This is a genomic window from Undibacterium sp. TJN25 (genome assembly GCF_049339885.1).
In the GTDB taxonomy this organism is placed as follows: Bacteria; Pseudomonadota; Gammaproteobacteria; order Burkholderiales; family Burkholderiaceae_D; genus Undibacterium.
In genome coordinates, this window is record NZ_JBMPPM010000001.1 from 716,636 (window position 1) to 737,445 (window position 20,810).

The following is a 20,810-nucleotide window of genomic DNA, read 5'->3' on the forward strand; positions in this document are numbered from 1 at the left end:
GCATGATTCACATAAAGTCTCCATCAGAATAATTCAACAAGGACCAAGGAAAATGAAGAATCGCCTCATCGCATTAGCCATACTGGGCTCCGCCGCAGGTGCAGCCCAAGCCCAATCCAACGTCACTATCTACGGCGTTGTCGACGCCGGAATAAGCCATGAGAACAACGGCAGTACCTCAGTTACCCGGCTGGATAGCGGCATTTTGAACAGTAGCAGGCTGGGCTTTAAGGGCTTGGAAGATCTGGGCGGCGGCATGGCCGCCCTGTTTCAAATAGAAAGCGGGTTTAGCGTAGACAGCGGCGCGCAGGCCGATGCTGCAAAATTTTTCAATCGCCAGTCCTTCGTCGGCTTGTCCAGCTCTTTCGGGACCGTGCGGATGGGCCGCCAGGTCAATCCGGTTTACGCAAATAATGCCACTTTCGATCCGTTCAAAATCGGCATGGTCGGAGACTCCTCACGCCTGATCAGCTTCAACGGCAGCCGCACCGACAATCTCCTGACCTACAGCTATGCTGCCAATGGTTTCAGAAGTGAATTGCAATATGGCTTTGGCGAAGTCGCAGGAAATACCGCTGCAAACCGCACGGTGGCAGGATACCTGGGGTACCAACAAGGACCTGTCGACGTCGTCGTCACGCACCAGAACATCAGAAATGCCGGCGATACCGGCAGCACCGAGATGACTTTGCTGGGCGGGAACTACCATTTCGGCTGGGCCAGGCTGTATGCAGCCTATGCGAAAGAAAAGGGAGTCATACTCGGCACTACAGGCAAACTGAACCAGCGCGACCTCCTTCTGGGCCTGACAGCAAGCGCCGGCGACACGGGAACAATCGTATTCTCCTACATCCGTAAAACAGACAAGGCTTTGGCGAATGCCGATGCCACCCAGATCGCCGTCGGTTACATCTACGACCTGTCCAAACGCACGGCTTTATATACAAGCTACGGCCAGTTGCGTAATGACGGCGCGGCAAAATATAAAGTCGCAACTGCCGGCGCGACAGACAAGGTATTCGACGTCGGCGTGCGTCATTTCTTTTAAAACCGACAAATCCCGCATCGCAATACCCTTGCAAACGCCCCCTGCGCCGCCACGGTGCACGGGAAGTCTGCCATTGACCGGATGCGGCGAATTCCAGATATCTTTGCCAGGGCATTGATTGCCCCTCACTGAGAAAGAGCGCACCCATGAAATTTTTCAAACTGATGCTGTCGGCTGCATGCTTTATTTTTTCCGTATCCGCACTTGCAGCGGGTAAGGCTGACGATGCAGTTGCTATCGTCGACAAGGGTCTGGCCTACCTGCAAAAAAACGGAAAAGAGGCCCTCATCAGGGAAGTGAATAACAAAAATCCCGCTTTTATCAGGGGAGATGTCTATCTGGCTTTGCGAGCCTTGGACGGAACCACGCTCGCACATCCCATCAATCCGCGCGTTGTCGGAAAAAACATGATGGTATTCCCCGACGCCGATGGAAAATACTATCGAAAAGAGATTGTAGAAATAGCGAAGAGCAAGGGGAAAGGCTGGGTCAGCTATCGGTACAGCAATCCAGATTCAAACGAACTGGAGGATAAGGCCACGTACTTTGTGCGAAGCGGCGACATGATTCTTGAGGCCGGGATTTATAAGCCAAAGTAAAGGGTACAATATTTGCTTGATAAAATGATTTCAACCAGAGGATGTCAAAATGCAGCTGTCATGGCTTGAAGATTTTGTTGAACTGGCCCGCACACGCAGCTTTTCCCGTGCAGCGGAGAATCGTTTTGTCACGCATCCGGCATTCGGGAGGCGTATCCGCTCGCTGGAAGAATGGGTAGGCACTGCACTGATAGAACGCAAGCAACCGGTGTCCCTGACCTCTGCCGGCACTCTTTTTCTCGACGCAGCAGTCCATTCGCTGGACATTCTCAATGCAACACGCTCGCAATTGAAAGAGACCTCCTTCCGGCAGGAAGAGACTCTCAGGGTCGCGACAGGCCGTACGCTCGCAACGACCTTTCTTCCCGACTGGTACGAATCCATCCACAAACGGTTCGGGCCGTTTTCAGTCTCTGTCAGCACGAGCGGCGGCCAGGAAGCCATCATGCGCCTGTCGGCCGGGGATGTCGACCTGCTGGTCAGCTACTCCAGTCCGGCAATACGTCTGCTGATCGATCCGAAACACTTTGAATCCCTGACCATTGAGCGAGAAGTGCTGGTGCCGGTCAGTGCGCCCGATTCCAAGGGGAAACCACAATTTCGCATTTCCCATGCCGGAGGTATCCCCACGCCCTGGCTCGCCTATGCGCCATCACTGATCTTGCGCGGCGTACTCGCCAAGCATTTGTCTGAACTGCCCCGCAAATTGTCGCTGCGCAGCGTCTATCAGGCGGACTCTTATGAATCGATACTGGAAATGGCAAAGCGCGGCGTCGGCCTGGCATGGCTGCCGCAGCGGCTGATACAGGATGAATGGAAGCAAGGCCGTTTGATGGTGGTTGGCGATGCCAGCATGCGCGTCGGATTCGATATTTGCCTCTACCGCCTGCGCAACAGCACGAACCCGATCGCCAACTCGATCTGGAAGAGTTTATCCGCCGATGCCGGAGCGAGCCAGTAACAACAATCTCTCCGGATATTTTCTTGTTTGCCGCATCGACCCTGCATCCTGCCGAGCCTGGCAACGCCGCCATTGCCGGCTAACGTCCATACCAATACCGCGCATGCTCCTGGCGATATCCGTAAAATTCCAGACCGGACCCGAATTGCAATGTGATTGCACCGGATTCGTCGGTTCTCAGGCGATTGATTCCCAAATCGCCGTAGCGCGCGAAGATTTCGGTTTTTGGGTGCCGGAAACGATTACGGTATCCGACCTGAAATATCGCCAGCTCCGGCTGGACCGCCTGCAGGAAAGGCAAGGTGGAGGAAGTGCCGCTGCCATGATGCGGCGCCAGCAGCACGGTGGCATGCAATTTATCTGCGGAGCTGCCCAACAGTGCCTGCTCCTGCGGCGCTTCTATGTCGCCGGGCAGCAGCATGGAATGGGTGCCCAGCGTGATTTTTAGCGTGCAGCTGCGCGCATTCGGTTTCAGTTTTTCATTGTCGTAACCGGCGGCATCGGGATGCAATATCTCAAAATGCACGCCATCCCACTCCCAAGCCTGGCCAGATTCGCATCGCTGGTGGCTGGGCGCAGCCGCAACAATGGGGCTGTCCGCCGCCAGCGAGGACATCACCTTGTCGACCTTCAGGTGCTGGAAGATGGACAACGCGCCGCCCGAGTGATCATTGTCGTTGTGCGAAATCACAATGGCGTCCAGCCTGCCTATGCCGCGCGCATCCAGATAAGGCAGGATCACGCGATTGCCGCCGTCTGACTCCGGCGAATAATAGGGGCCGGTATCGTACAGCAGCCTGTGCTGCGAGGTCTCCACCAGCAGCGCCATGCCCTGGCCGACATCGAAGGCGGTCACCGTCATCTGCCCTTGCCCAGGATGCGTGGGCTGGTTGCACAGCAAAGGCAACCAGCACAGCAGCCCTATCCAGCGCGACGGCCAGCCGCGCGGCGCCAGCAGCCACAAGGTGCCCAGCATCGCAACCAAGAACATCCACGTGGCCGGGATAGGCGTCGTCCATACCGAGTAGGCCAATTTGCTCAGATATTCCAGGCTGGCGGCCAGTGCGGCAACACAGGCATGCGCCAGTTGCAGCAGCCAGCCGGACAGCGGCGCAGGTGCAAAGCTACCCGCCAGCGCCAGCGGCGTGACAACAAAGCTGACCAGCGGTATCGCAATCGCATTGGCGATCGGGCTGATCAACGAAATCTGGCCGAACAGCAGCAAGGTCAGCGGCACCAGGCCCAGTGTCACCACATATTGCGTGTGGCTGGCGGCATTCCAGGCGGTGCGCCATTTGTTTCGCTGAGCAAGCTTGTGAGAATACTGAACCCGCCCTACCCCCGCAAACAGGATGACGCCCACCGCGCCGAAAGACAGCCAGAAACCGGGCCACAATACCGCCCAGGGGTCCAGCAGGACAACGATACCCAGCGCCAGGCACAGCACATGCGACACGCTCGTCAGACGGCCAAACCACAGTGCCACAGCGATGACGATCAGCATATACAGCGTCCTTTGCGCGGGTACGCCGAAACCTGCCAGCGCGACATACACAAAAGCCATCAGCGCGCCGGCAATGGCAGCCGCCTTTTGCGCAGGCAGCAGCAAGGGCAATTGCGCGCGTGTGAAAAAAGAACGCCGCCATAGCCAGTACACCAGGCCGGCAAACAAGCCCGCGATCATCGTAATGTGGAGGCCTGAAATAGAAATCAGGTGACCTATGCCTGTGCGATTGAATACCTTCCAGTCGGATTGAGACACATCGCGCTGGTCCCCCACCACCAGCGCAACCAGCACGCCGGCATAAGGCTTGTCCGGCAGCGCCGCGCTGATGCGCTGGCGCAGCCACGCGCGGCTCCGTTCCACGGTATTGCCAAAGCTCCATACAAAGACCGCCAACCGCTGGTTTTTCAGCGGATTATTCTCGTCGGAACGGACTGTGCCGGTGGCACGCAGATTCTGCTCCAGCAGCCAGGCTTCGTAATCGAATCCGTATGCATTCGCGTTGCCATGCGGCCGTTTCAGGCGCACCGTCAATTGCCAGCGCTCGCCGGGCTGCACATTGCCGATGGGGCCGAACTCCTGGCTGCCGAAGCTGGAATACCAGGCGAGCGACAGCTTGGGTGGCAGCACAGGCAGGCTGCGTCCCTGGGCAAGCACCTGCTCCACGGCGAAATTGAAGCGCACTCCCTGTGGGAACAGGTGCGGCAAGCTATCGACAGTGCCGATGACGGTCACATCGCGACCTTCCCATTCGGCCGGCAACTCCTGCGACAGATAGGCATGCGCAAAGGCGCTGGCCCAGATAAAACCGGCGATACCGGCGCCGGCAAACCTTAGCGCCAGCCTGATATGCCCATGAAAATACCCTTGGTGAAAATACTTGATGCTGATGGCCAGAAGCACTAGCGCCAGCACCAGCAGCAAACCCAGCCAGGGCCATTGCAGCAGCGCCGCCTGCTGTTGCAAGACCACGACGCCCAGCACGAAGGCAACAATGGCGCTACGCATCGGTCCCGCGCATCACGCAGACAGCAGGCGCGGCAAAATGCGGTGCGCGTTAGCGGTGGTCTGCCGGGCTACCTGCTCCACCGTCAGGCCGCGCAATTCAGCAAGTATGGCACCTATGCGCGGTATTTCGGCAGGCGTATTGGTGGCGGGATGCAGCCAGCTGGGAGATATGTCGGGAGAATCGGTTTCCAGCACGAGGGCTTCCAGCGGCAGTTGCGTGGCGAGCCGCCTGATCTGCAGCGCGCGGCTAAAGGTCATCGCACCGCCAAAGCCGAGTTTGAAACCGAGATCGATAAAAGTCTGCGCCTGCTGGTCGCTGCCGTTGAATGCATGCGCGATGCCGCCCGCCACCTTGATGCGGCGCAGATACTTGAGGATGATGTCTTGGGAACGGCGTACGTGCAGCAGCACCGGCAAATCGAAATCACGCGCCATCTTCAGCTGCTCGGTATAGAAATGCTCCTGCTTTTCCCGCATGGGGACAGTGGTGAGCTCCGGCAGAAAAAAATCGAGGCCGATTTCGCCTATGCCGATAAAACGGGGATGCGCCTGCGGATTCTCCAGCGCAGCAGTGATGGCTGTACGCATGGTATCCAGATCGGCTTCCACGGCTGCGGGGACGCAGATCGGATGTATGCCCAGCGCGTAGAAGCAGCTGCTGCGCTGCCGCGCCAGTTCGGCCACTGTGAAAAAATTGGCCGGCGAAACAGCCGGTATCACGATGGCAGAAACCTCGTTCTGCGCCGCATTGTCAGCAACGCCCAGCGAGTTGCCGCCGAACTCGGACGCATCAAGATGGCAATGGGTATCTATCCACATGACCGGCCCCCTTGCAAAGGAAGTCGCGGGAACCTGGAGTGTGTAAAATTAGGCATGCAATAATTATACTGCGTGCCTTACACTGCTTCACTCTTTCTTGTTGCCGGCACTCCCCATCAGCCGCCTCTTGGCAAGCCGCCGCAGAGAAAGATATACTAATAAATCACTAAGTCTGGTTTCATTGCCGAGCCAGTCCGGGCATAGCGCAGCCTGGTAGCGCACCTGCTTCGGGAGCAGGGGGTCGGAGGTTCAAATCCTCTTGCCCGGACCATTCAGACGAACCCGGCCGGCAACCGCTCCTCCCGGAGCATGCATATTATCGTGCGGCCTGGATATCGTGCGGCCTGGATGGCGTGTGACGCAATCCAGGCCACATTTTTCCTTCGTCAGGCTCAGCAGCAATTGCCCTCGTGCTCCTCATGCTCGCTGACAGATGCGCGCAGCAGCTTGGCTGCCTGCACCATATTTTCCAGCGCTGCTATCGTTTCCGGCCAATCGCGGGTTTTCAGGCCGCAATCGGGGTTCACCCATAAGCGGCGGTCTGGTATGACGCCCCTGGCCTTTTGCAGCAGCCTTTGCATTTCCGGCACACGCGGCACGCGTGGCGAGTGGATATCGTAGACACCGGGGCCGATCTCGTTCGGGTAAGCGAATTCGCCGAAACCATCCAGCAGCTCCATGTCCGAACGTGACGTCTCTATCGTGATCACATCGGCGTCCATTGCCGCAATCCACGGCAGGATGTCGTTGAACTCGGAATAGCACATGTGGGTATGGATCTGGGTTTCATCCGCAACGCCGGAAGCGCATACCTTGAACGCGCGCACTGCCCAGTCCAGGTAATGCGGCCAGTCGCCGGATTTCAGCGGCAGGCCCTCGCGAAAGGCCGGTTCATCGATCTGTATCATGCCTATGCCGGCCTTTTCCAGATCACAGACTTCGTCACGCAGCGCCAGTGCAATTTGCAGCGCCGTGGTTTCGCGCGGCTGGTCGTCACGCACAAACGACCATTGCAGCATCGTCACCGGCCCGGTCAGCATGCCCTTCATCGGCCTGGAGGTCAGGCTTTGCGCAAACTGGCTCCAGCCTACCGTCATGGCTTCCGGCCGGTATACGTCGCCATAGATGAACGGCGGTTTCACGCAACGTGAACCATAGCTCTGCACCCAGCCATTCAGCGTAAAGCCATAACCCCACAGCTGTTCGCCGAAATACTCGACCATGTCGTTGCGCTCCGGTTCGCCGTGGACCAGCACGTCGATATCCAGTTGCTCCTGCTTCTCGACGACAATGCGGATTTCTTCGCGCATCGCATCCAGGTAATCCAAATAGCCGAGATCGCCACGCTTGTGCGCCGCGCGCGCCTGGCGTATAGCCTTGGTCTGCGGAAAGGAGCCTATGGTTGTGGTAGGAAACAAAGGCAGGTTGAAGCGTGCCTGTTGCCTGGCGATACGCTCGCTGAAGGCGTTGTTGCGCTGTGCATCGGCCGGCGTCAGCTCATCCACCCTCTTTTTGACCAAGGGATTGTGGATGCGGCTGGACACGCTGCGGCTGTGCGTCGCTACCTGCGATGCCGTGAATTGCGGCAGCACCTGCGCAGCCTGGCCGTTCAGCGCCTGTTTCAATGCAACGATTTCATCCAGCTTTTGAGTGGCAAAGGCCAGCCAGCTTTTTACCTCTGTATCCAGCGATGTTTCGAAAGACAGGTCAACAGGCACATGCAGCAGTGAGCAACTGGATGCTATCCATAGTTGCTCGCCCAGTTGCTGCTTTAGCGGCTGCAATTGTTTCAATACTTCCGACAGGTCGGTGCGCCAGATATTGCGCCCGTCTACCACGCCGGCGGATAGTACCCGTCCTTGCGGCCAGTGCGCCAGCAGCGGCTCCAATTGTGCCGGCGACCTGACCAGGTCCAGGTGCACGCCGTCCACGGGCAGGTGATGCAACAGCTCTGCATGGCCGGCCACCGATTCAAAATAGGTCGCCAGCAAAATCTTGGGCGCCTCTTGCGCCAATTCTGCATAGGCAGGAGTAAACGCCGTTTTCCATTTTGCATCCAGTTCCAGCGTCAGCACGGGTTCGTCGATCTGTACCCATTCGACACCCGCGGCCTGCAGGCGGGCCAGCACTTTACGGTAGGCGGGAAGGAGTTGCGGAAGCAGGTCCAGCTTATGACCCAGGCCGCTCTTGATCTTGCCCAGATAAAGCAGGCTTACCGGGCCGATCAGCGTCAGCTTGGCCTTATGGCCCTGCGCCTGTGCTTCGGCCAGTTCTTCGAACAGCCAGTCCACGCCGCCGTCAAAACGGGTATCCGCAGTCCATTCCGGCACCAGGTAGTGATAGTTGGTATCGAACCATTTGGTCATTTCCATCGCGAAATGCTGGGGATTGCCGCGCGCCAGCGTGAAATACTCGGATAGCGACAGGTTTTTAGGATCAAATCCAAAGCGCGCAGGCACGCCGCCCAGCAAGGCCAGCGTGTTCAACACCTGGTCGTACCATGCAAAATCGCCAACGCTGACGGCATCCAGGCCAGCCTTTTTTTGCAAACTCCAGTGGCGTGAGCGCAGGTCGGCGCCTACATCGCGCAGTGCGGCTTCAGTCAAGTCGCCGCGCCAGAACGCCTCTTGCGCAAATTTCAGCTCGCGTTGTGCGCCTATGCGCGGAAATCCCAATATATGTGCCAATGCCATGCTTTTCTCCGATGTTGACGACCTGCGGGCTGTCTGCAGGTTCTGATAATTGCGTGCTTTTTAATGCTTGCCATCATCGGTCATCATCCACTATGATTCAAACGATAAATTTTAAGAATCAACTTGAATTTTACTAATAGTCATTATAGAGATATTTCCATGCACTCCATCCTGGAGCTTCGCCACCTGAAAACCCTGCACGCGTTGCGTGAGGCAGGCAACCTGCTGCGCGCGGCCACGTTGCTGAACGTGACCCAGTCTGCGCTATCGCATCAGATCAAATTACTGGAAGATCACCACGGTACGGTGCTATTTGAAAGAAAATCCACGCCGATACGCTTTACCCCAGCCGGTGAACGCCTGCTGCAACTGGCAGATGGCATATTGCCGCAGATCGCCAATGCAGAGCGCGACCTGGCGCGCATGGCGCAAGGAGAAGCCGGCCAACTGCGTATCGCGGTGGAATGCCATACCTGCTTTGACTGGCTGATGCCAGCCATGGATGTGTTCCGCCAGCGCTGGCCGGAGGTGGAACTGGACATAGTGTCCGGCTTCCAGGCCGACCCCGTGGGCCTGCTGTACGGGCACCGGGCGGATGTGGCGATCGTGTCCGAGATCGACCATGCTGAAACGGTGGATTACCATCCTCTGTTTCGCTTTGAAATTGTTGCGTTGCTGGCCAAGGACCATCCGCTGGCCGCGAGGGATTATCTGGAAGCGCAGGATTTTGCCACCGACACGCTGATTACCTACCCGGTGCCGGACGATATGCTGGATGTGGTGCGGCAGGTGCTGAAACCGGCCGGCGTGGATGCCGCTGCCCGCAGGACAACCGAACTGACGGTGGCGATGCTGCAGCTGGTCGCCAGCCGGCGCGGCATTGCCACCTTGCCGGTTTGGGCGGCGCAAAACTACGTGAACCGTGATTATGTAATGCAGAAACGTATTACCCGGGAAGGCCTGACCGGCAAGCTGTATGCGGCCAGCCTGGGCGAGATGTCAGGCAAATCCTATCTGACGGACTTTGTGCGGACGATACGCGAAAGCAGCTATCTGAGCCTGCCGAGCATAGAACTTATCTGACGCCAGCGCACCAGCTGACAGGCTTTATTTCAGCAGGTTTTCCGATGCCGCCAGCACCCCGTCGGCATCGGCATAAATCCAGTCACCTGGTTTGATCGCTACGCCGGCAATGCTGATGCGCACATCTTGCTCGCCGCTGGCGCGTTTGGCGCTGCGCACGGGGAAGGAAGCCAGTGCCCTGATGCCGATATTGCAGGCATTCAGTTCTTCCGTATCACGCACGCAACCGTTCACGATAATCCCGGCCCAGCCGTTCTGCTGTGCCAGACTCGCGAGATTGCCGCCCACCAGCGCACAGCGGAAACTACCGCCGCCGTCGATAACCAGCACCTGGCCATTGCCCGGGCTTTCCAGCTTGCTCCTGACCAACGCATTTTCCTCAAATACTTTCAGCGTGACGGCAGGTCCAAAGAATTTTTGCTGCCGGCCGAACTTCGTGAAGATGGGCGGTAGCGCTCTAAGTTCGCCGCTTGCCAGCTTGTCTTCGTTGGCATCGCAAATATCGCAGGTAAAGAAGCTCATGATAGGCCTTTGCACAGTTTGAATGAAACAGCATTGGCTCTATATTATCAAATTGGCAGCTGACTTAGCCATGGAGCCTGTAAGAGAGACATTTTCTGTATGGAGTGCAATCTCGCCTTGCAGATAAATTCTTAGCTTTTCACAAGAAACAAGCAAATTCCGCGCGTCTGTTTTAAGATAAAGGCATATCATTTATCGCAAACCTGCCATGCCCCTCGTTCCGCTCAAGCATACCGACCCGCCGCCGTCCAATACCACGCCGAGTGCAGAGCGCAAACTGAGGCTGGTGGCGCGTGACCTGATCGCCCATCAGGTGTTAAAGCCGCATAGCCATCCGTGGGGCCAGCTGACCTATGCACGCGACGGCATGCTGCACGTAATCGCCGACAACAGCACCTGGTTCGTGCCGCCGCTGCGCGCGATATGGATACCGCCGAACATGGTGCATGAGATCCGCACGATGGAGACTGCCCAGCTGCGCGCGCTATACACCTATGCCGGCTACATCCCTTTTCCGATCGAACATTGCATAGTGCTGGAAGTCTCGCCGCTGCTGCGGGAGCTGATACATAGCGTAGAAAGCCTGGATGAGCCGGGCCCTCGGGAGGATCATCTGGTGCAGGTCATCCTGGATGAGCTCGTACATGCGGAAACCTTGCCCATGCACCTGGCAATGCCGCGCGACAAGCGCCTGAAAAGCCTGTGCGAAAGCCTGATCGCCGAGCCATCCTCCACACTGACGCTGGAAGATTTTGCGCAGCAGGTTGGCGCTTCTGCACGAACGCTGTCGCGGCTGTTTGAACAGGACCTGGGCTTGAGTTTCGGCCAGTGGCGCCAGCAGATGCGGCTGACCAGGGCAACCTCGCTGATCGCCAGCGGCCTGCCGTTGTCACGGGTCGCCAGCGAACTCGGCTACACCAGCCAATCGGCATTTTCAGCCATGTTCAAGAAAACCTTCGGCAAGTCGCCGTCGGCGTTTTACCAAAATAAATAAATATGAAGCGCAGATAAACAAAGAAGCCGGCACTGAGGCCGGCTTCCCGCACTACCACTATCGTTACCGCTGCTACTAGGCTTTGGTGAAAACCAGCTCGCCACCGGATGCATTCACCGAAATGACATCCTTGGGACCAAACTTGCCTTGCAAGATCAGTTTGGACAAGGGACTTTCGATTTCCTGCTGGATCGCGCGTTTCAGGGGGCGCGCACCATAGACCGGATCGAAACCCGCCTCTGCGATTTTTTGCAGCGCCGCATCCGATACCTGCAAGCCCATTTCCATCTGCTCCAGGCGTTTGCCCAGCACATCCAGCTGTATCCTGGCAATTGCGCCGATATTCTTCGTATCCAGCGCATGGAACACGACGATCTCGTCGATACGGTTGATGAATTCGGGACGGAAGTGGTTTTTCACTTCTCCCATCACCGCCATCTTGATCACCGCCGGATCGCTGCCTTCCATTGCCTGGATCTGGTGCGAACCGAGATTGGACGTCATCACGATCACGGTGTTTTTGAAGTCCACCGTGCGCCCTTGCCCGTCCGTCATGCGGCCATCGTCCAGCACCTGCAACAGTACGTTGAACACGTCGTGATGCGCTTTTTCCACCTCGTCCAGCAGGATCACGCTATAAGGCTTGCGGCGTACCGCTTCCGTCAGGTAACCGCCCTCTTCATAGCCAACGTAGCCGGGCGGCGCGCCGATCAGGCGGGCGACCGAGTGCTTCTCCATGAACTCGCTCATGTCGATACGGATCAGCGCATCTTCAGTATCGAACAGGAAGCCTGCCAATGCCTTGGTCAGTTCGGTTTTACCCACACCGGTCGGCCCCAAAAACAGGAAGGAACCGTAAGGCCTGCCCGGGTCGCTGAGGCCGGCGCGCGAACGGCGGATGGCGTCCGACACGGCAACAATGGCTTCATGCTGGCCGACGACGCGCTTATGCAATGCATCTTCCATCTGCAGCAGTTTCTCGCGCTCGCCCTGCATCATGCGCGACACGGGTATGCCGGTGGCGCGCGAGACGATTTCGGCAATTTCTTCCGCACCGACCTGCGTACGCAGCAGCTTCATCTTGCCGCCGCTATGTTGCGTATCGTCCGCCTGCTTCAACTGGGCTTCCAGTTCAGGCATGCGGCCGTACTGCAGCTCTGACATGGTCTGCCAGTCGCCCTTGCGTTTGGCGTCGTCCATCTGCAAGCGGATTTTTTCGATTTCCTCGCGGATATGCGCACTGCCCTGCACCGTCGCTTTTTCCGATTTCCAGATTTCTTCCAGGTCCGCATACTCGCGCGACAGGCGTGTGATTTCTTCCTCGATCAGCACCAGGCGTTTTTTTGAGCCTTCGTCTTTTTCACGCTTGACGGCCTCCCTTTCGATTTTCAGCTGGATCAGGCGACGGTCCAGCTTATCCATTACCTCAGGCTTGGAATCGATTTCTATCTTGATCTTGGACGCGGCTTCATCGATCAGGTCAATTGCCTTGTCCGGCAGAAAACGGTCGGTGATGTAACGATGCGACAATTCCGCCGCTGCGATAATCGCCGGATCGGTAATGTCCACGCCATGGTGGACCTCATATTTTTCCTGCAGGCCGCGCAGGATCGCAATCGTGGCTTCCACGCTCGGCTCGTCCACGATGATTTTCTGGAAGCGGCGTTCCAGTGCGGCGTCTTTCTCTATGTACTTGCGGTATTCGTCCAGCGTGGTCGCGCCCACGCAATGCAGTTCGCCGCGCGCCAGTGCAGGCTTGAGCATATTGCCGGCATCCATCGCGCCCTCGGCCTTACCTGCACCCACCATCGTGTGCAGCTCGTCGATGAAAACGATGGTCTGTCCTTCGTCCAGCGCAATTTCTTTCAGCACTGCTTTCAGCCGCTCTTCAAACTCGCCGCGGAACTTGGCGCCGGCCAGCAGCGCCGCCATGTCCAGCGACAGCACGCGTTTGGATTTAAGGCTGTCCGGCACTTCGCCGTTGACGATACGTTGCGCCAGGCCCTCGACGATTGCGGTCTTGCCGACGCCGGGTTCGCCTATCAGCACAGGGTTGTTTTTGCTGCGCCGTTGCAAGACCTGGATCGCGCGGCGGATTTCATCGTCGCGGCCTATCACCGGATCCAGCTTACCCAGGCGGGCGCGCTCGGTCAGGTCCAGCGTGTATTTTTTCAATGCTTCGCGCTGGCCTTCAGCCTCCTGCGAATTGACGCTGGCGCCACCGCGCACTGCGGAAATCGCCGCCTCCAGCGATTTACGGGTCAGGCCGTTTTCCCTGGCCAGCTTGCCGGCATCGGATTTGTCGTCGGCCAGCGCCAGCAACAGCATCTCGCTGGCGAGAAACTCGTCGCCGCGCTTTTGCGCTTCCTTGTCAGCAAGATTGAGCAAATTGCTCAATTCGCGCCCTACCTGCACCTGGCCGTCAGTGCCGGTGACCTTGGGCAGGCGCTCCTGCGCCAGCTTTAATGCCGACGTAAGACCGCCTACATTCACTCCGGCCCTCTGTAAAATCGACCGCGCGCCCCCATCTTCCTGGTTCAGCAGAGCCAGTAAAATGTGCACAGGTTCTATGTATTGGTTATCATTGCCGACCGCATAGCTTTGCGCATCGGCCAATGCTTCCTGCAATTTTGTTGTTAGCTTATCGAGACGCATCAAATGCTCCTGAAGAATGGGTTATTACGTCAGAAAATTGGGGCGGTGAACGACATTTTCAAGAATAGGACATGCGGTAAACCTGATCCAGATCAAGTTTACCGGCAATGACGATGGAATTATTACAAATACAAGTTACCTACCAGGCCGAACAGGACCGCATCCTCGCCCGGTTTTCCTTTGGGGAAGCAGGCGAAGGCAAGGAAAAACAGGAAATCCAGGCGCACATCACCCGGAGGCTGCTGCTCCAGCTATGGCCGACCACGCTGCAAGCGCTGGCGACCCAGGTCGTGCTGAACAAGCCGGAAGCAGCGCATGCCAGCGCCGACATTGTCCAGATGGAACACGAGTCCCTGCTGAAACAGATGCGGGAAGACGGCGGCTTTGCCAACCCCTACGAAGCCGGCGCGCAAACCTTCCCGCGCGGCGAAGCCCCCTTGCTGATCCAGACCATCAACTTCAATATAGTTGCCGGTGCGCCGATTTGCCTGCAATTCTTCCCTGCCGGAGAAGACGCCTTTGAAATCACGCTGCCGGAAAGCCTGATGCACGGTTTTTGCAGCCTGTTGCAAGCCGCGGCCAGGGAAGCGGACTGGGGCGTAGACCTGGTCATACCGGGAAGCGAGCGCAGCGCGACGGCTTCCTACATGCTGAATTAACGTAAAAAAAAAGCTTGCGGAACAGTATCGCAAGCTTTTTGGCGTATATAAGGCACCGCGTTCATTCAAAGGCAGTATTCTTTTTAAACTGCTCGGTCGCTGCCACCAGCGCAGCGGCAATGCCAGGCTCCATCGCGGCATGGCCGGCGTCGCCTATCAGGTGAAAACGCGCCTCCGGCCACGCCTGGTGCAGACGGTAGGCACTGGCAGGCGGGCAGATCACGTCGTAGCGGCCTTGCACGATTACAGCAGGTAAGTGCCTGATCTTGCCGATATTGCGGATCAGTTGGTCTTCTTCCATGAAGGCTGCATTCACCATGTAGTGCGCTTCCAGCCGGCCCAGCCCGAGGCTGACGGCATCTGATTCAAAATCCTCTATTGCCTGCGCCTGCGGCTTAAGGAACAGGCAGCTGCCTTCATAACGGCTCCAGTTGCGCGCGGCTTCGGTGTACACCGCTGCATCGTCGCAGAACAGGCGTTTGACGTAGGCCTGCAGCAGGTCGCCGCGCTCTTCGGCAGGAATCGCTTCGGCAAAACGCTGGTGCACCTCCGGGTAAAACCAGCCCATGCCGTTGACGAACCAGTCCACCTCTGCCTTGGTGCACAGGAAGATACCGCGCAACACGAAACCCAGGCAACGCTCCGCATGTGCTTCGCCATAGGCCAGCGCCAGCGTCGAGCCCCAGGAGCCGCCGAACACCAGCCATTGCGCAATACCCAGCATCTCGCGGATTTTTTCTATATCGGACACCAGCAGGCCGGTCGTGTTGTTGTGGTACTCGCCCAGCGGCGTAGACTTGCCTGCGCCGCGCTGGTCGAACAGCACGATGCGGTAATGCTGAGGATCAAAAAAGCGCCGGTGGCTGGGCGACAGGCCGCCACCAGGGCCGCCGTGCAGGAACAGTACAGGCACGCCATCCGGATTGCCGCACTCTTCCCAGTACAGCGTATGGAGATCATCCACCTGCAGCGTGCCTGTGCGGTAAGGCTCTATCGCAGGAAACAGGGGGGTGTCGAGTTGGTCTGACATAACAGGCTTTCTATCGTTATAGGTTACGGCGCGGGCATGGCAATGCCGGCTAAGGAACGCTCTTGCCCTGGGCAGCATTGACCGATGTCATGCCCCATTTGGCCAGCGCCTTGTCATCGTGTTCGCGGGCATCGACCCAGCGCGCGCCTTGCGGCGTCTGTTCTTTCTTCCAGAACGGCGCCTGCGTCTTCAGGTAATCCATGATGAATTCGCACGCCGCGAACGCCTCGCCGCGGTGGGCGGATGCCACCGCTACCAGCACGATCTGGTCCAGCGGTTGCAAGGCGCCTACCCGGTGGATCACCAGGCAATCCTGCAATGTCCAGCGCCCGTGCGCCTGCTGCACGATGCCTTCCAGCGCTTTTTCGGTCATGCCAGGATAGTGTTCCAGTTCCATTACGTGCACATCCTGGCCTTCATTCATGTCGCGCACCACGCCGACAAAGCTGACGACCGCACCTATGGCAGGCTTGCCGGCGCGCAGCCGGGCTATTTCTGTGCTGACATCGAAATCTTCAGTCTGAACGGAGATCGGCATATAGCTCCTAACCGCCGGTGACCGGTGGAAAAAAAGCGAGTTCGCCGCCATCGGCGACAGGCGTATCGGCACTGCACATTTCCTGGTTATAGGCCATGCGCAGCGCGCGGCCTTCCGCCAGCGCTTCGGCCCAGGCGCCGCCGCGCGCGACCAGCCAGGCGCGCACGTCGCCGACCGTTTTTATCTGCGCAGACAAGCTGGCCTGTTCCGCCGAAGTCCCAACTTTTTCCCGCACGCTGGCAAAAAAACGCAATTCCAGTTTCATTTACTCTTCCAATACCCATACTTGTAATTCAATCTGCACCTACGACAGCAATTCTGCAAAAGGCAGGAAGCGCACCATATCTCCTGACACAATGGTCTTGCCCGGGGCCAGGTCGATCAGGCCGTCGCCCCATACGGTGGAGGTCAGCACGCCGGAACTCTGGTTTTGAAACAGGTCCAGGCCGCCGTCCTTGTTCAGCCTGGCCCGCAGGAACTCATTGCGGCGGTCCGGCTTGCTCCAGTCGAAATCCGCCCTCAGGGTATAGGACAACGGCGCCACGCCGGCAACGCCCTGCATGCGCAGGATGAAGGGCCGCACGAACAGCAGGAAAGTGACGAAGCTGGCCACAGGGTTGCCCGGCAAACCCAGGAAGAACGCTGAACCGACCTCGCCAAAAGCCAGCGGCTTGCCCGGTTTGACGGCGATCTGCCACATGTTCAGCCTGCCTTCCGCTTCCACGGCGGGTTTGACGTGGTCTTCCTCGCCGACCGACACGCCGCCCGACGTAATGATCAGGTCATGCTGCTGCGCAGCGCGGCGCAAGGTATCGCGCGTGGCCTCCAGGTTGTCGGGCACGATGCCGTAGTCGGTGATCTCGCAGCCTATGCCCTGCAGCAAACCCGTCAGCGTAAACCGGTTGGAATTATAGATGGCGCCAGGCTTTAAAGGGTCGCCCGGCATGGCCAGTTCGTCGCCTGTGAAAAATACCGCGACACGCAGCTTGCGCACCACTGGCAGGCTCGCCAGACCGACGGAAGCCGCCAGGCCCAGCTCCTGCCCGCGTAAACGCGTTCCCGCAGGCAGGATAGCCGCGCCCGCGCGGATGTCCTCGCCCTGGCGGCGGATCCATTCACCGGATTCCGGTACGTGGTTGACGATGACGCTGTCGGCGCCTTCGGATTTTTCCAGCGTGCATTGCTCCTGCATGACTACTGCATCAGCGCCTGCCGGTATCATCGCGCCGGTAAAGATGCGAGCCACCGTGCCTGCTTCCAGCGGCTGGCCTACGTAGCCGGCCGGGATGCGCTGCGATACCCGCAGGCGCGCCTGGCCGCCGGCGCAATCGGCAGCGCGCACGGCATAACCGTCCATCTGCGTATTATCGGCAGGCGGCACATGCAGTTGCGATACCTGCGTTTGCGCCAGGATGCGGCCGAAGGCCGAGAGGGTCGGTACGGTTTCCGTGTCTGTTACAGGACGCACGGCTGCCAGCAGCGTATCCAGTGCTTCGGCGACGCTCAGCATCGGCTTTTTTTCATTCATGGTTTGGGTCTATCCGTGGTTTGGCAGTATTTTGCAATATTTTCACACTATGTGGCTTATTGTATATCGGCAGCAGCAAGCGCACTGCCCCTCAGCAGATAAGACTGATTACGCAATCGCACCTTGCGCTGCAGCGTGGGCTTCCGGAAGCTTATATAATGTCCTGAAATGACCGCATCGTGTCCGCCGCGCGGCATCCTGCTCATTCCGGAACTGGTATCCTTTAAGCTAACTCCATGTAGCCTCTCTTGATCTTGATAAGGATATCACCATGCTCGAACTCCGACCCGGATGTGAATGCTGCGACCGCGACCTGCCGCCTGATTCCGCGGATGCGCGGATATGCACGTTTGAATGCACGTTCTGCGTAGATTGCGTGGATAATGTACTGCGGGGCGTCTGCCCGAATTGCGGCGGCAACTTTGCGCCGCGGCCGATACGCCCGGCGTCCAAGCTGACGAACAACCCACCGTCGCAAAAAAGAACATTCAATCCCGATTGCTTTCCGGCCAGCCGGTAAACACTTTACCGCTCTGCACCGAGCTACTTTGCCAGAATATTGTCCATGTCCACAAATGTCCCCCACTCCCTGTCGCCGCGCCAACTGGTGACCGCGCTGATCGTTATTTTTCTGTGGGGCATGAATTTCGTGGTCATAAAGATCGGCCTGAAGGGAGTTCCTCCCCTTCTGCTGGGTGCGCTGCGTTTTTCAATGGTGGCATTTCCTGCGATCCTGTTCTTGCCGCGCCCCAAGGTACAGTTGAAATGGCTGATGGCCTACGCACTGACGATCAGCCTGGGCCAGTTTGCCTTTCTGTTTTCAGCCATGGCGGTGGGCATGCCCGCCGGCCTCGCTTCGCTCGTATTGCAGGCGCAGGCATTCTTCACAGTCGGCTTTTCGGCGATGGCATTCGGCGACAGGCTGAGGCCGTCCAACCTGCTGGGCATGCTGGTGGCCAGCTTAGGGTTGCTGTTGCTGGGCAGCGCCAGCATCAGCAGTTCAACTGGCCAGGTGACTTTGCTCGGCTTTATCCTGACGCTGCTGGCAGCAGCGTCCTGGGCTTGCGGCAATGTCGTCAACAAGAAGATAGGCGCTACTTCGCTGCTAAGCCTGGTCGCATGGAGCGCGCTGATTCCCATTATTCCTTTCTTTCTGCTGTCCCTGTATTTTGAAGGGGCGGCCACGATTGCCGACAGCTTAATTCACATCAGCCTGCCGTCGGTGCTGGCCATTGTTTACCTGGCGTTTGCCGCTACGCTGACCGGCTATACGCTATGGGGCAAGCTGCTGTCCACCTTGCCCACGCACATGGTGGCGCCGTTGACGCTGCTGGTGCCCGTGATCGGGCTGACTGCCGCCTGGGTACTGCTGGGAGAGGCTCTGCAACCGCTGCAACTGCTAGGCGCAGCGGTCGTCATGGGCGGCCTGCTGATCAATGTGTTCGGCCCCAGAATACTGGCGCAACTGCGGCGCGCACCAGCCTGAATCTGAACGAGATTACTCGGAAACAAGGTGCAATGAAGCCTGACGCAAAAAGATATACCGTCTATTTCCTGCTGATGCCCAATACGCTGCTGCTGGATATGGCAGGTCCGGCGGATGCACTGCTGTTCGCCAATCGCTACCAGCATGAGATCCAGTTTGACCTGAAATTCATCAGCCCGTTGCCGCAGATACGCACTTCCGTGGGCCTGCAGCTCGGCGATCTGCAGCCCTTGCCGCAGCAGTTGGAGCCAGATGCGATCCTGGTGCTACCGGGGCTGGTTGGCATGGAGTTTCCTTACGACCAGCCGGAAGACCTGCTGGCGATACGCTGGCTGCGCGCGCAGGTCGGCCCGGGCAACCGGCTGGTCTGCATCTGCTCCGGCGCACTGCTGGCGGCGCACGCCGGCCTGCTCTCCGGCCGTTCAGCGACGACCCACCATGACCACTGCAAAGACTTGGCGCAGATAGACAGCTCCATCCGCGTCGAAGAAAACCGCATCTTCGTCGAGCACGGCATGGTCAGCACCAGTGCCGGCGTCACGGCCGGCATCGACCTGGCGCTGCACCTGATCAGCCAGCTGGCGGGCGCAGCAATTGCCGCCGCAGTGGCGCGCAATATGCTGGTCTATATGCGCCGTGCCGGCTCGGACCCGCAATTGTCACCCTGGGTCATGCACAGGAACCACATCCACCCGGTGGTGCACAGGGTACAGGATGCAGTGACCAAGGATCCTGCCCACCCGTGGAGCCTGCCAGAACTGGCTGACATCGCCTGCACCAGTTCACGCCACCTGACGCGCCTGTTCAAGACGCACGCCGGCATCTCGGTGCAGGAGTACCTGACCGGCCTGCGGCTGTCCTTGGCCAGCAAACTGCTGATGCAAACCGGGTGGTCAATGGACAGGGTGGCGCAGGCATCCGGCTTCGGCTCTGCCCGGCAGTTCCGCCGGGTATGGGGCAATTTCCATGAAGAACCGCCCAAGGCCTACCGCGCGCCACCGGCTCAGACACGGCACTAAGCCCCATAAAAATTCCTGTACAGTAATTTTTACCAAAAAAGTGCGCTATCATTGTTTGACCACCTTATTTGTATAAAAACCCATGCCGCAAATTTGCCCTAAATGCAGCTATATCCGCAAGACGACAGACAGCGCCCCTGAATGGCAATGCCCGTCCTGCGAGGTTGCCTATAGCAAGGCAGGCGGCGAAGCGGATGCCAGCTATGGCAAATACGGCAAGCCGGCTATCTCTACAGGCACTGCAGGCACATCCGGCGGAAAACTGAAGCTGGCAGTGTTGCTGGGCATACTGGCGGTAACGGTCGTGGTTGCCAGGCCCCTCATCAAGGCCAGGTCGTTGCGGCATGCGTCAGAAATATCGGAAATGACTGCGGCGAATACGGTCCAGCCGGAGGTGATCCTGTACGGCGCCAGCTGGTGCGGCTATTGCGCCGCGACGCGCAGATACCTTGAACAGAACGGCATACGCTATACCGAACTGGACGTGGAAAAAACCACCGAAGGCTATAACGGTTATAAAAAGCTCGGCGCCGGCGGCGTACCCATCATTGTGGTTGGCGACCAGGTGCTGCACGGCTACAGCGAAGAAGCGCTAGGACAGACACTCGGCCCCTGGCTGAAAAAAGGCTGATACAGCCCGGCAGCAAGCTGATGCAATTGTCTA

General features: G+C 58.3%; 19 protein-coding genes and 1 tRNA gene. 11 read left to right on the top strand and 9 right to left on the bottom strand.

The features are described from left to right. Positions 1-52 precede the first annotated feature (52 nt). The 3 genes from ACO0LO_RS03195 to ACO0LO_RS03205 all read left to right on the top strand — a co-directional run bounded on the left by ACO0LO_RS03195 (position 53) and on the right by ACO0LO_RS03205 (position 2,608). Positions 53-1,048, top strand: coding sequence for a porin (locus ACO0LO_RS03195; RefSeq protein ID WP_422962730.1), 996 nt, complete (start codon positions 53-55; stop codon positions 1,046-1,048). Positions 1,049-1,194: 146 nt separating this feature from the next. Beyond that, positions 1,195-1,647 (top strand): cache domain-containing protein, encoded by a 453-nt coding sequence (locus ACO0LO_RS03200; protein WP_422962731.1) that lies wholly within the window; start codon positions 1,195-1,197, stop codon positions 1,645-1,647. 49 nt (positions 1,648-1,696) lie between these two features. Beyond that, positions 1,697-2,608: a LysR family transcriptional regulator gene (locus tag ACO0LO_RS03205; RefSeq protein WP_422962732.1), complete on the top strand. Its 912-nt coding sequence runs from the start codon at positions 1,697-1,699 to the stop codon at positions 2,606-2,608. Between the two features lie 79 nt (positions 2,609-2,687). Here ACO0LO_RS03205 and ACO0LO_RS03210 read toward each other — a convergent pair whose 3' ends face one another. Together ACO0LO_RS03210 and ACO0LO_RS03215 are read right to left on the bottom strand one after the other, a co-directional pair. Continuing rightward, positions 2,688-5,120, bottom strand: coding sequence for a DNA internalization-related competence protein ComEC/Rec2 (locus ACO0LO_RS03210; protein WP_422962733.1), 2,433 nt, complete (start codon positions 5,118-5,120; stop codon positions 2,688-2,690). A 12-nt stretch (positions 5,121-5,132) separates the two neighbouring features. Continuing rightward, on the bottom strand, positions 5,133-5,939 hold the full coding sequence (locus ACO0LO_RS03215; protein ID WP_422962734.1) for a TatD family hydrolase: 807 nt from the start codon (positions 5,937-5,939) through the stop codon (positions 5,133-5,135). A gap of 194 nt (positions 5,940-6,133) precedes the next feature. On the opposite strand from ACO0LO_RS03215, the gene ACO0LO_RS03220 reads away from it, so the two are divergent. After that, positions 6,134-6,210, top strand: a tRNA-Pro gene (locus ACO0LO_RS03220). Between the two features lie 121 nt (positions 6,211-6,331). On the opposite strand, the gene metE is transcribed toward ACO0LO_RS03220, so the two are convergent. Then, entirely contained in the window at positions 6,332-8,632 is a 2,301-nt protein-coding gene (metE, locus tag ACO0LO_RS03225) for a 5-methyltetrahydropteroyltriglutamate--homocysteine S-methyltransferase (RefSeq protein ID WP_422962735.1), read from the bottom strand. Positions 8,633-8,791: 159 nt separating this feature from the next. On the opposite strand from metE, the gene ACO0LO_RS03230 reads away from it, so the two are divergent. After that, positions 8,792-9,715, top strand: coding sequence for a LysR substrate-binding domain-containing protein (locus tag ACO0LO_RS03230; protein WP_422962736.1), 924 nt, complete (start codon positions 8,792-8,794; stop codon positions 9,713-9,715). Positions 9,716-9,739: 24 nt separating this feature from the next. Here ACO0LO_RS03230 and rraA read toward each other — a convergent pair whose 3' ends face one another. Beyond that, the gene (rraA, locus tag ACO0LO_RS03235; RefSeq protein WP_422962737.1) at positions 9,740-10,237 is read right to left on the bottom strand and encodes a ribonuclease E activity regulator RraA; all 498 of its coding nucleotides are present in this window, start codon (positions 10,235-10,237) and stop codon (positions 9,740-9,742) included. A gap of 208 nt (positions 10,238-10,445) precedes the next feature. Here rraA and ACO0LO_RS03240 point away from each other — a divergent pair, with 208 nt between their 5' ends. Then, a complete protein-coding gene (locus ACO0LO_RS03240; protein ID WP_422962738.1) occupies positions 10,446-11,231 on the top strand; it encodes an AraC family transcriptional regulator in 786 nt (261 codons plus the stop codon). Between the two features lie 75 nt (positions 11,232-11,306). Here ACO0LO_RS03240 and clpB read toward each other — a convergent pair whose 3' ends face one another. Then, positions 11,307-13,886 carry an ATP-dependent chaperone ClpB gene (gene clpB / locus ACO0LO_RS03245; protein ID WP_422962739.1) on the bottom strand — a complete coding sequence of 860 codons (2,580 nt, stop codon included), beginning with the start codon at positions 13,884-13,886 and terminating at the stop codon, positions 11,307-11,309. Between the two features lie 113 nt (positions 13,887-13,999). Here clpB and ACO0LO_RS03250 point away from each other — a divergent pair, with 113 nt between their 5' ends. Continuing rightward, positions 14,000-14,545: a hypothetical protein gene (locus tag ACO0LO_RS03250; protein WP_422962740.1), complete on the top strand. Its 546-nt coding sequence runs from the start codon at positions 14,000-14,002 to the stop codon at positions 14,543-14,545. A 61-nt stretch (positions 14,546-14,606) separates the two neighbouring features. Here the strand turns inward: ACO0LO_RS03250 and pip are convergent, their stop codons facing one another. From pip to glp, 4 genes are read right to left on the bottom strand one after another with little or no spacing between them, the layout of a single operon-like run. Continuing rightward, complete coding sequence (gene pip, locus ACO0LO_RS03255; protein WP_422962741.1) at positions 14,607-15,575, bottom strand: prolyl aminopeptidase; 969 nt, start codon at positions 15,573-15,575, stop codon at positions 14,607-14,609. Between the two features lie 49 nt (positions 15,576-15,624). Then, complete coding sequence (gene moaE, locus ACO0LO_RS03260; protein ID WP_422962742.1) at positions 15,625-16,113, bottom strand: molybdopterin synthase catalytic subunit MoaE; 489 nt, start codon at positions 16,111-16,113, stop codon at positions 15,625-15,627. Positions 16,114-16,120: 7 nt separating this feature from the next. Beyond that, complete coding sequence (gene moaD / locus ACO0LO_RS03265) at positions 16,121-16,378, bottom strand: molybdopterin converting factor subunit 1 (RefSeq protein ID WP_422962743.1); 258 nt, start codon at positions 16,376-16,378, stop codon at positions 16,121-16,123. Positions 16,379-16,417: 39 nt separating this feature from the next. Next, positions 16,418-17,641 (bottom strand): gephyrin-like molybdotransferase Glp, encoded by a 1,224-nt coding sequence (gene glp / locus ACO0LO_RS03270; protein WP_422962744.1) that lies wholly within the window; start codon positions 17,639-17,641, stop codon positions 16,418-16,420. Positions 17,642-17,912: 271 nt separating this feature from the next. Between glp and ACO0LO_RS03275 the strand changes: the two genes are divergently transcribed. The 4 genes from ACO0LO_RS03275 to ACO0LO_RS03290 all read left to right on the top strand — a co-directional run bounded on the left by ACO0LO_RS03275 (position 17,913) and on the right by ACO0LO_RS03290 (position 20,777). After that, on the top strand, positions 17,913-18,161 hold the full coding sequence (locus ACO0LO_RS03275; RefSeq protein ID WP_422962745.1) for a DUF1272 domain-containing protein: 249 nt from the start codon (positions 17,913-17,915) through the stop codon (positions 18,159-18,161). A gap of 69 nt (positions 18,162-18,230) precedes the next feature. After that, a complete protein-coding gene (locus tag ACO0LO_RS03280) occupies positions 18,231-19,127 on the top strand; it encodes an EamA family transporter (RefSeq protein ID WP_422962827.1) in 897 nt (298 codons plus the stop codon). Between the two features lie 32 nt (positions 19,128-19,159). Next, a complete protein-coding gene (locus ACO0LO_RS03285; protein ID WP_422962746.1) occupies positions 19,160-20,146 on the top strand; it encodes a GlxA family transcriptional regulator in 987 nt (328 codons plus the stop codon). Between the two features lie 82 nt (positions 20,147-20,228). Further along, entirely contained in the window at positions 20,229-20,777 is a 549-nt protein-coding gene (locus ACO0LO_RS03290; RefSeq protein ID WP_422962747.1) for a glutaredoxin family protein, read from the top strand. The last annotated feature ends 33 nt before the right edge of the window (positions 20,778-20,810 follow it).

Excerpts from the sequence above, each read along its gene's own strand:
- ACO0LO_RS03195 (WP_422962730.1), top strand. The coding sequence starts at position 53 with ATGAAGAATCGCCTCATCGCATTAGCCATACTGGGCTCCGCCGCAGGT.
- ACO0LO_RS03200 (WP_422962731.1), top strand. The coding sequence starts at position 1,195 with ATGAAATTTTTCAAACTGATGCTGTCGGCTGCATGCTTTATTTTTTCC.
- ACO0LO_RS03205 (WP_422962732.1), top strand. The coding sequence starts at position 1,697 with ATGCAGCTGTCATGGCTTGAAGATTTTGTTGAACTGGCCCGCACACGC.
- ACO0LO_RS03210 (WP_422962733.1), bottom strand. The coding sequence starts at position 5,120 with ATGCGTAGCGCCATTGTTGCCTTCGTGCTGGGCGTCGTGGTCTTGCAA.
- ACO0LO_RS03215 (WP_422962734.1), bottom strand. The coding sequence starts at position 5,939 with ATGTGGATAGATACCCATTGCCATCTTGATGCGTCCGAGTTCGGCGGC.
- metE (WP_422962735.1), bottom strand. The coding sequence starts at position 8,632 with ATGGCATTGGCACATATATTGGGATTTCCGCGCATAGGCGCACAACGC.
- ACO0LO_RS03230 (WP_422962736.1), top strand. The coding sequence starts at position 8,792 with ATGCACTCCATCCTGGAGCTTCGCCACCTGAAAACCCTGCACGCGTTG.
- rraA (WP_422962737.1), bottom strand. The coding sequence starts at position 10,237 with ATGAGCTTCTTTACCTGCGATATTTGCGATGCCAACGAAGACAAGCTG.
- ACO0LO_RS03240 (WP_422962738.1), top strand. The coding sequence starts at position 10,446 with ATGCCCCTCGTTCCGCTCAAGCATACCGACCCGCCGCCGTCCAATACC.
- clpB (WP_422962739.1), bottom strand. The coding sequence starts at position 13,886 with ATGCGTCTCGATAAGCTAACAACAAAATTGCAGGAAGCATTGGCCGAT.
- ACO0LO_RS03250 (WP_422962740.1), top strand. The coding sequence starts at position 14,000 with ATGGAATTATTACAAATACAAGTTACCTACCAGGCCGAACAGGACCGC.
- pip (WP_422962741.1), bottom strand. The coding sequence starts at position 15,575 with ATGTCAGACCAACTCGACACCCCCCTGTTTCCTGCGATAGAGCCTTAC.
- moaE (WP_422962742.1), bottom strand. The coding sequence starts at position 16,113 with ATGCCGATCTCCGTTCAGACTGAAGATTTCGATGTCAGCACAGAAATA.
- moaD (WP_422962743.1), bottom strand. The coding sequence starts at position 16,378 with ATGAAACTGGAATTGCGTTTTTTTGCCAGCGTGCGGGAAAAAGTTGGG.
- glp (WP_422962744.1), bottom strand. The coding sequence starts at position 17,641 with ATGAATGAAAAAAAGCCGATGCTGAGCGTCGCCGAAGCACTGGATACG.
- ACO0LO_RS03275 (WP_422962745.1), top strand. The coding sequence starts at position 17,913 with ATGCTCGAACTCCGACCCGGATGTGAATGCTGCGACCGCGACCTGCCG.
- ACO0LO_RS03285 (WP_422962746.1), top strand. The coding sequence starts at position 19,160 with ATGAAGCCTGACGCAAAAAGATATACCGTCTATTTCCTGCTGATGCCC.
- ACO0LO_RS03290 (WP_422962747.1), top strand. The coding sequence starts at position 20,229 with ATGCCGCAAATTTGCCCTAAATGCAGCTATATCCGCAAGACGACAGAC.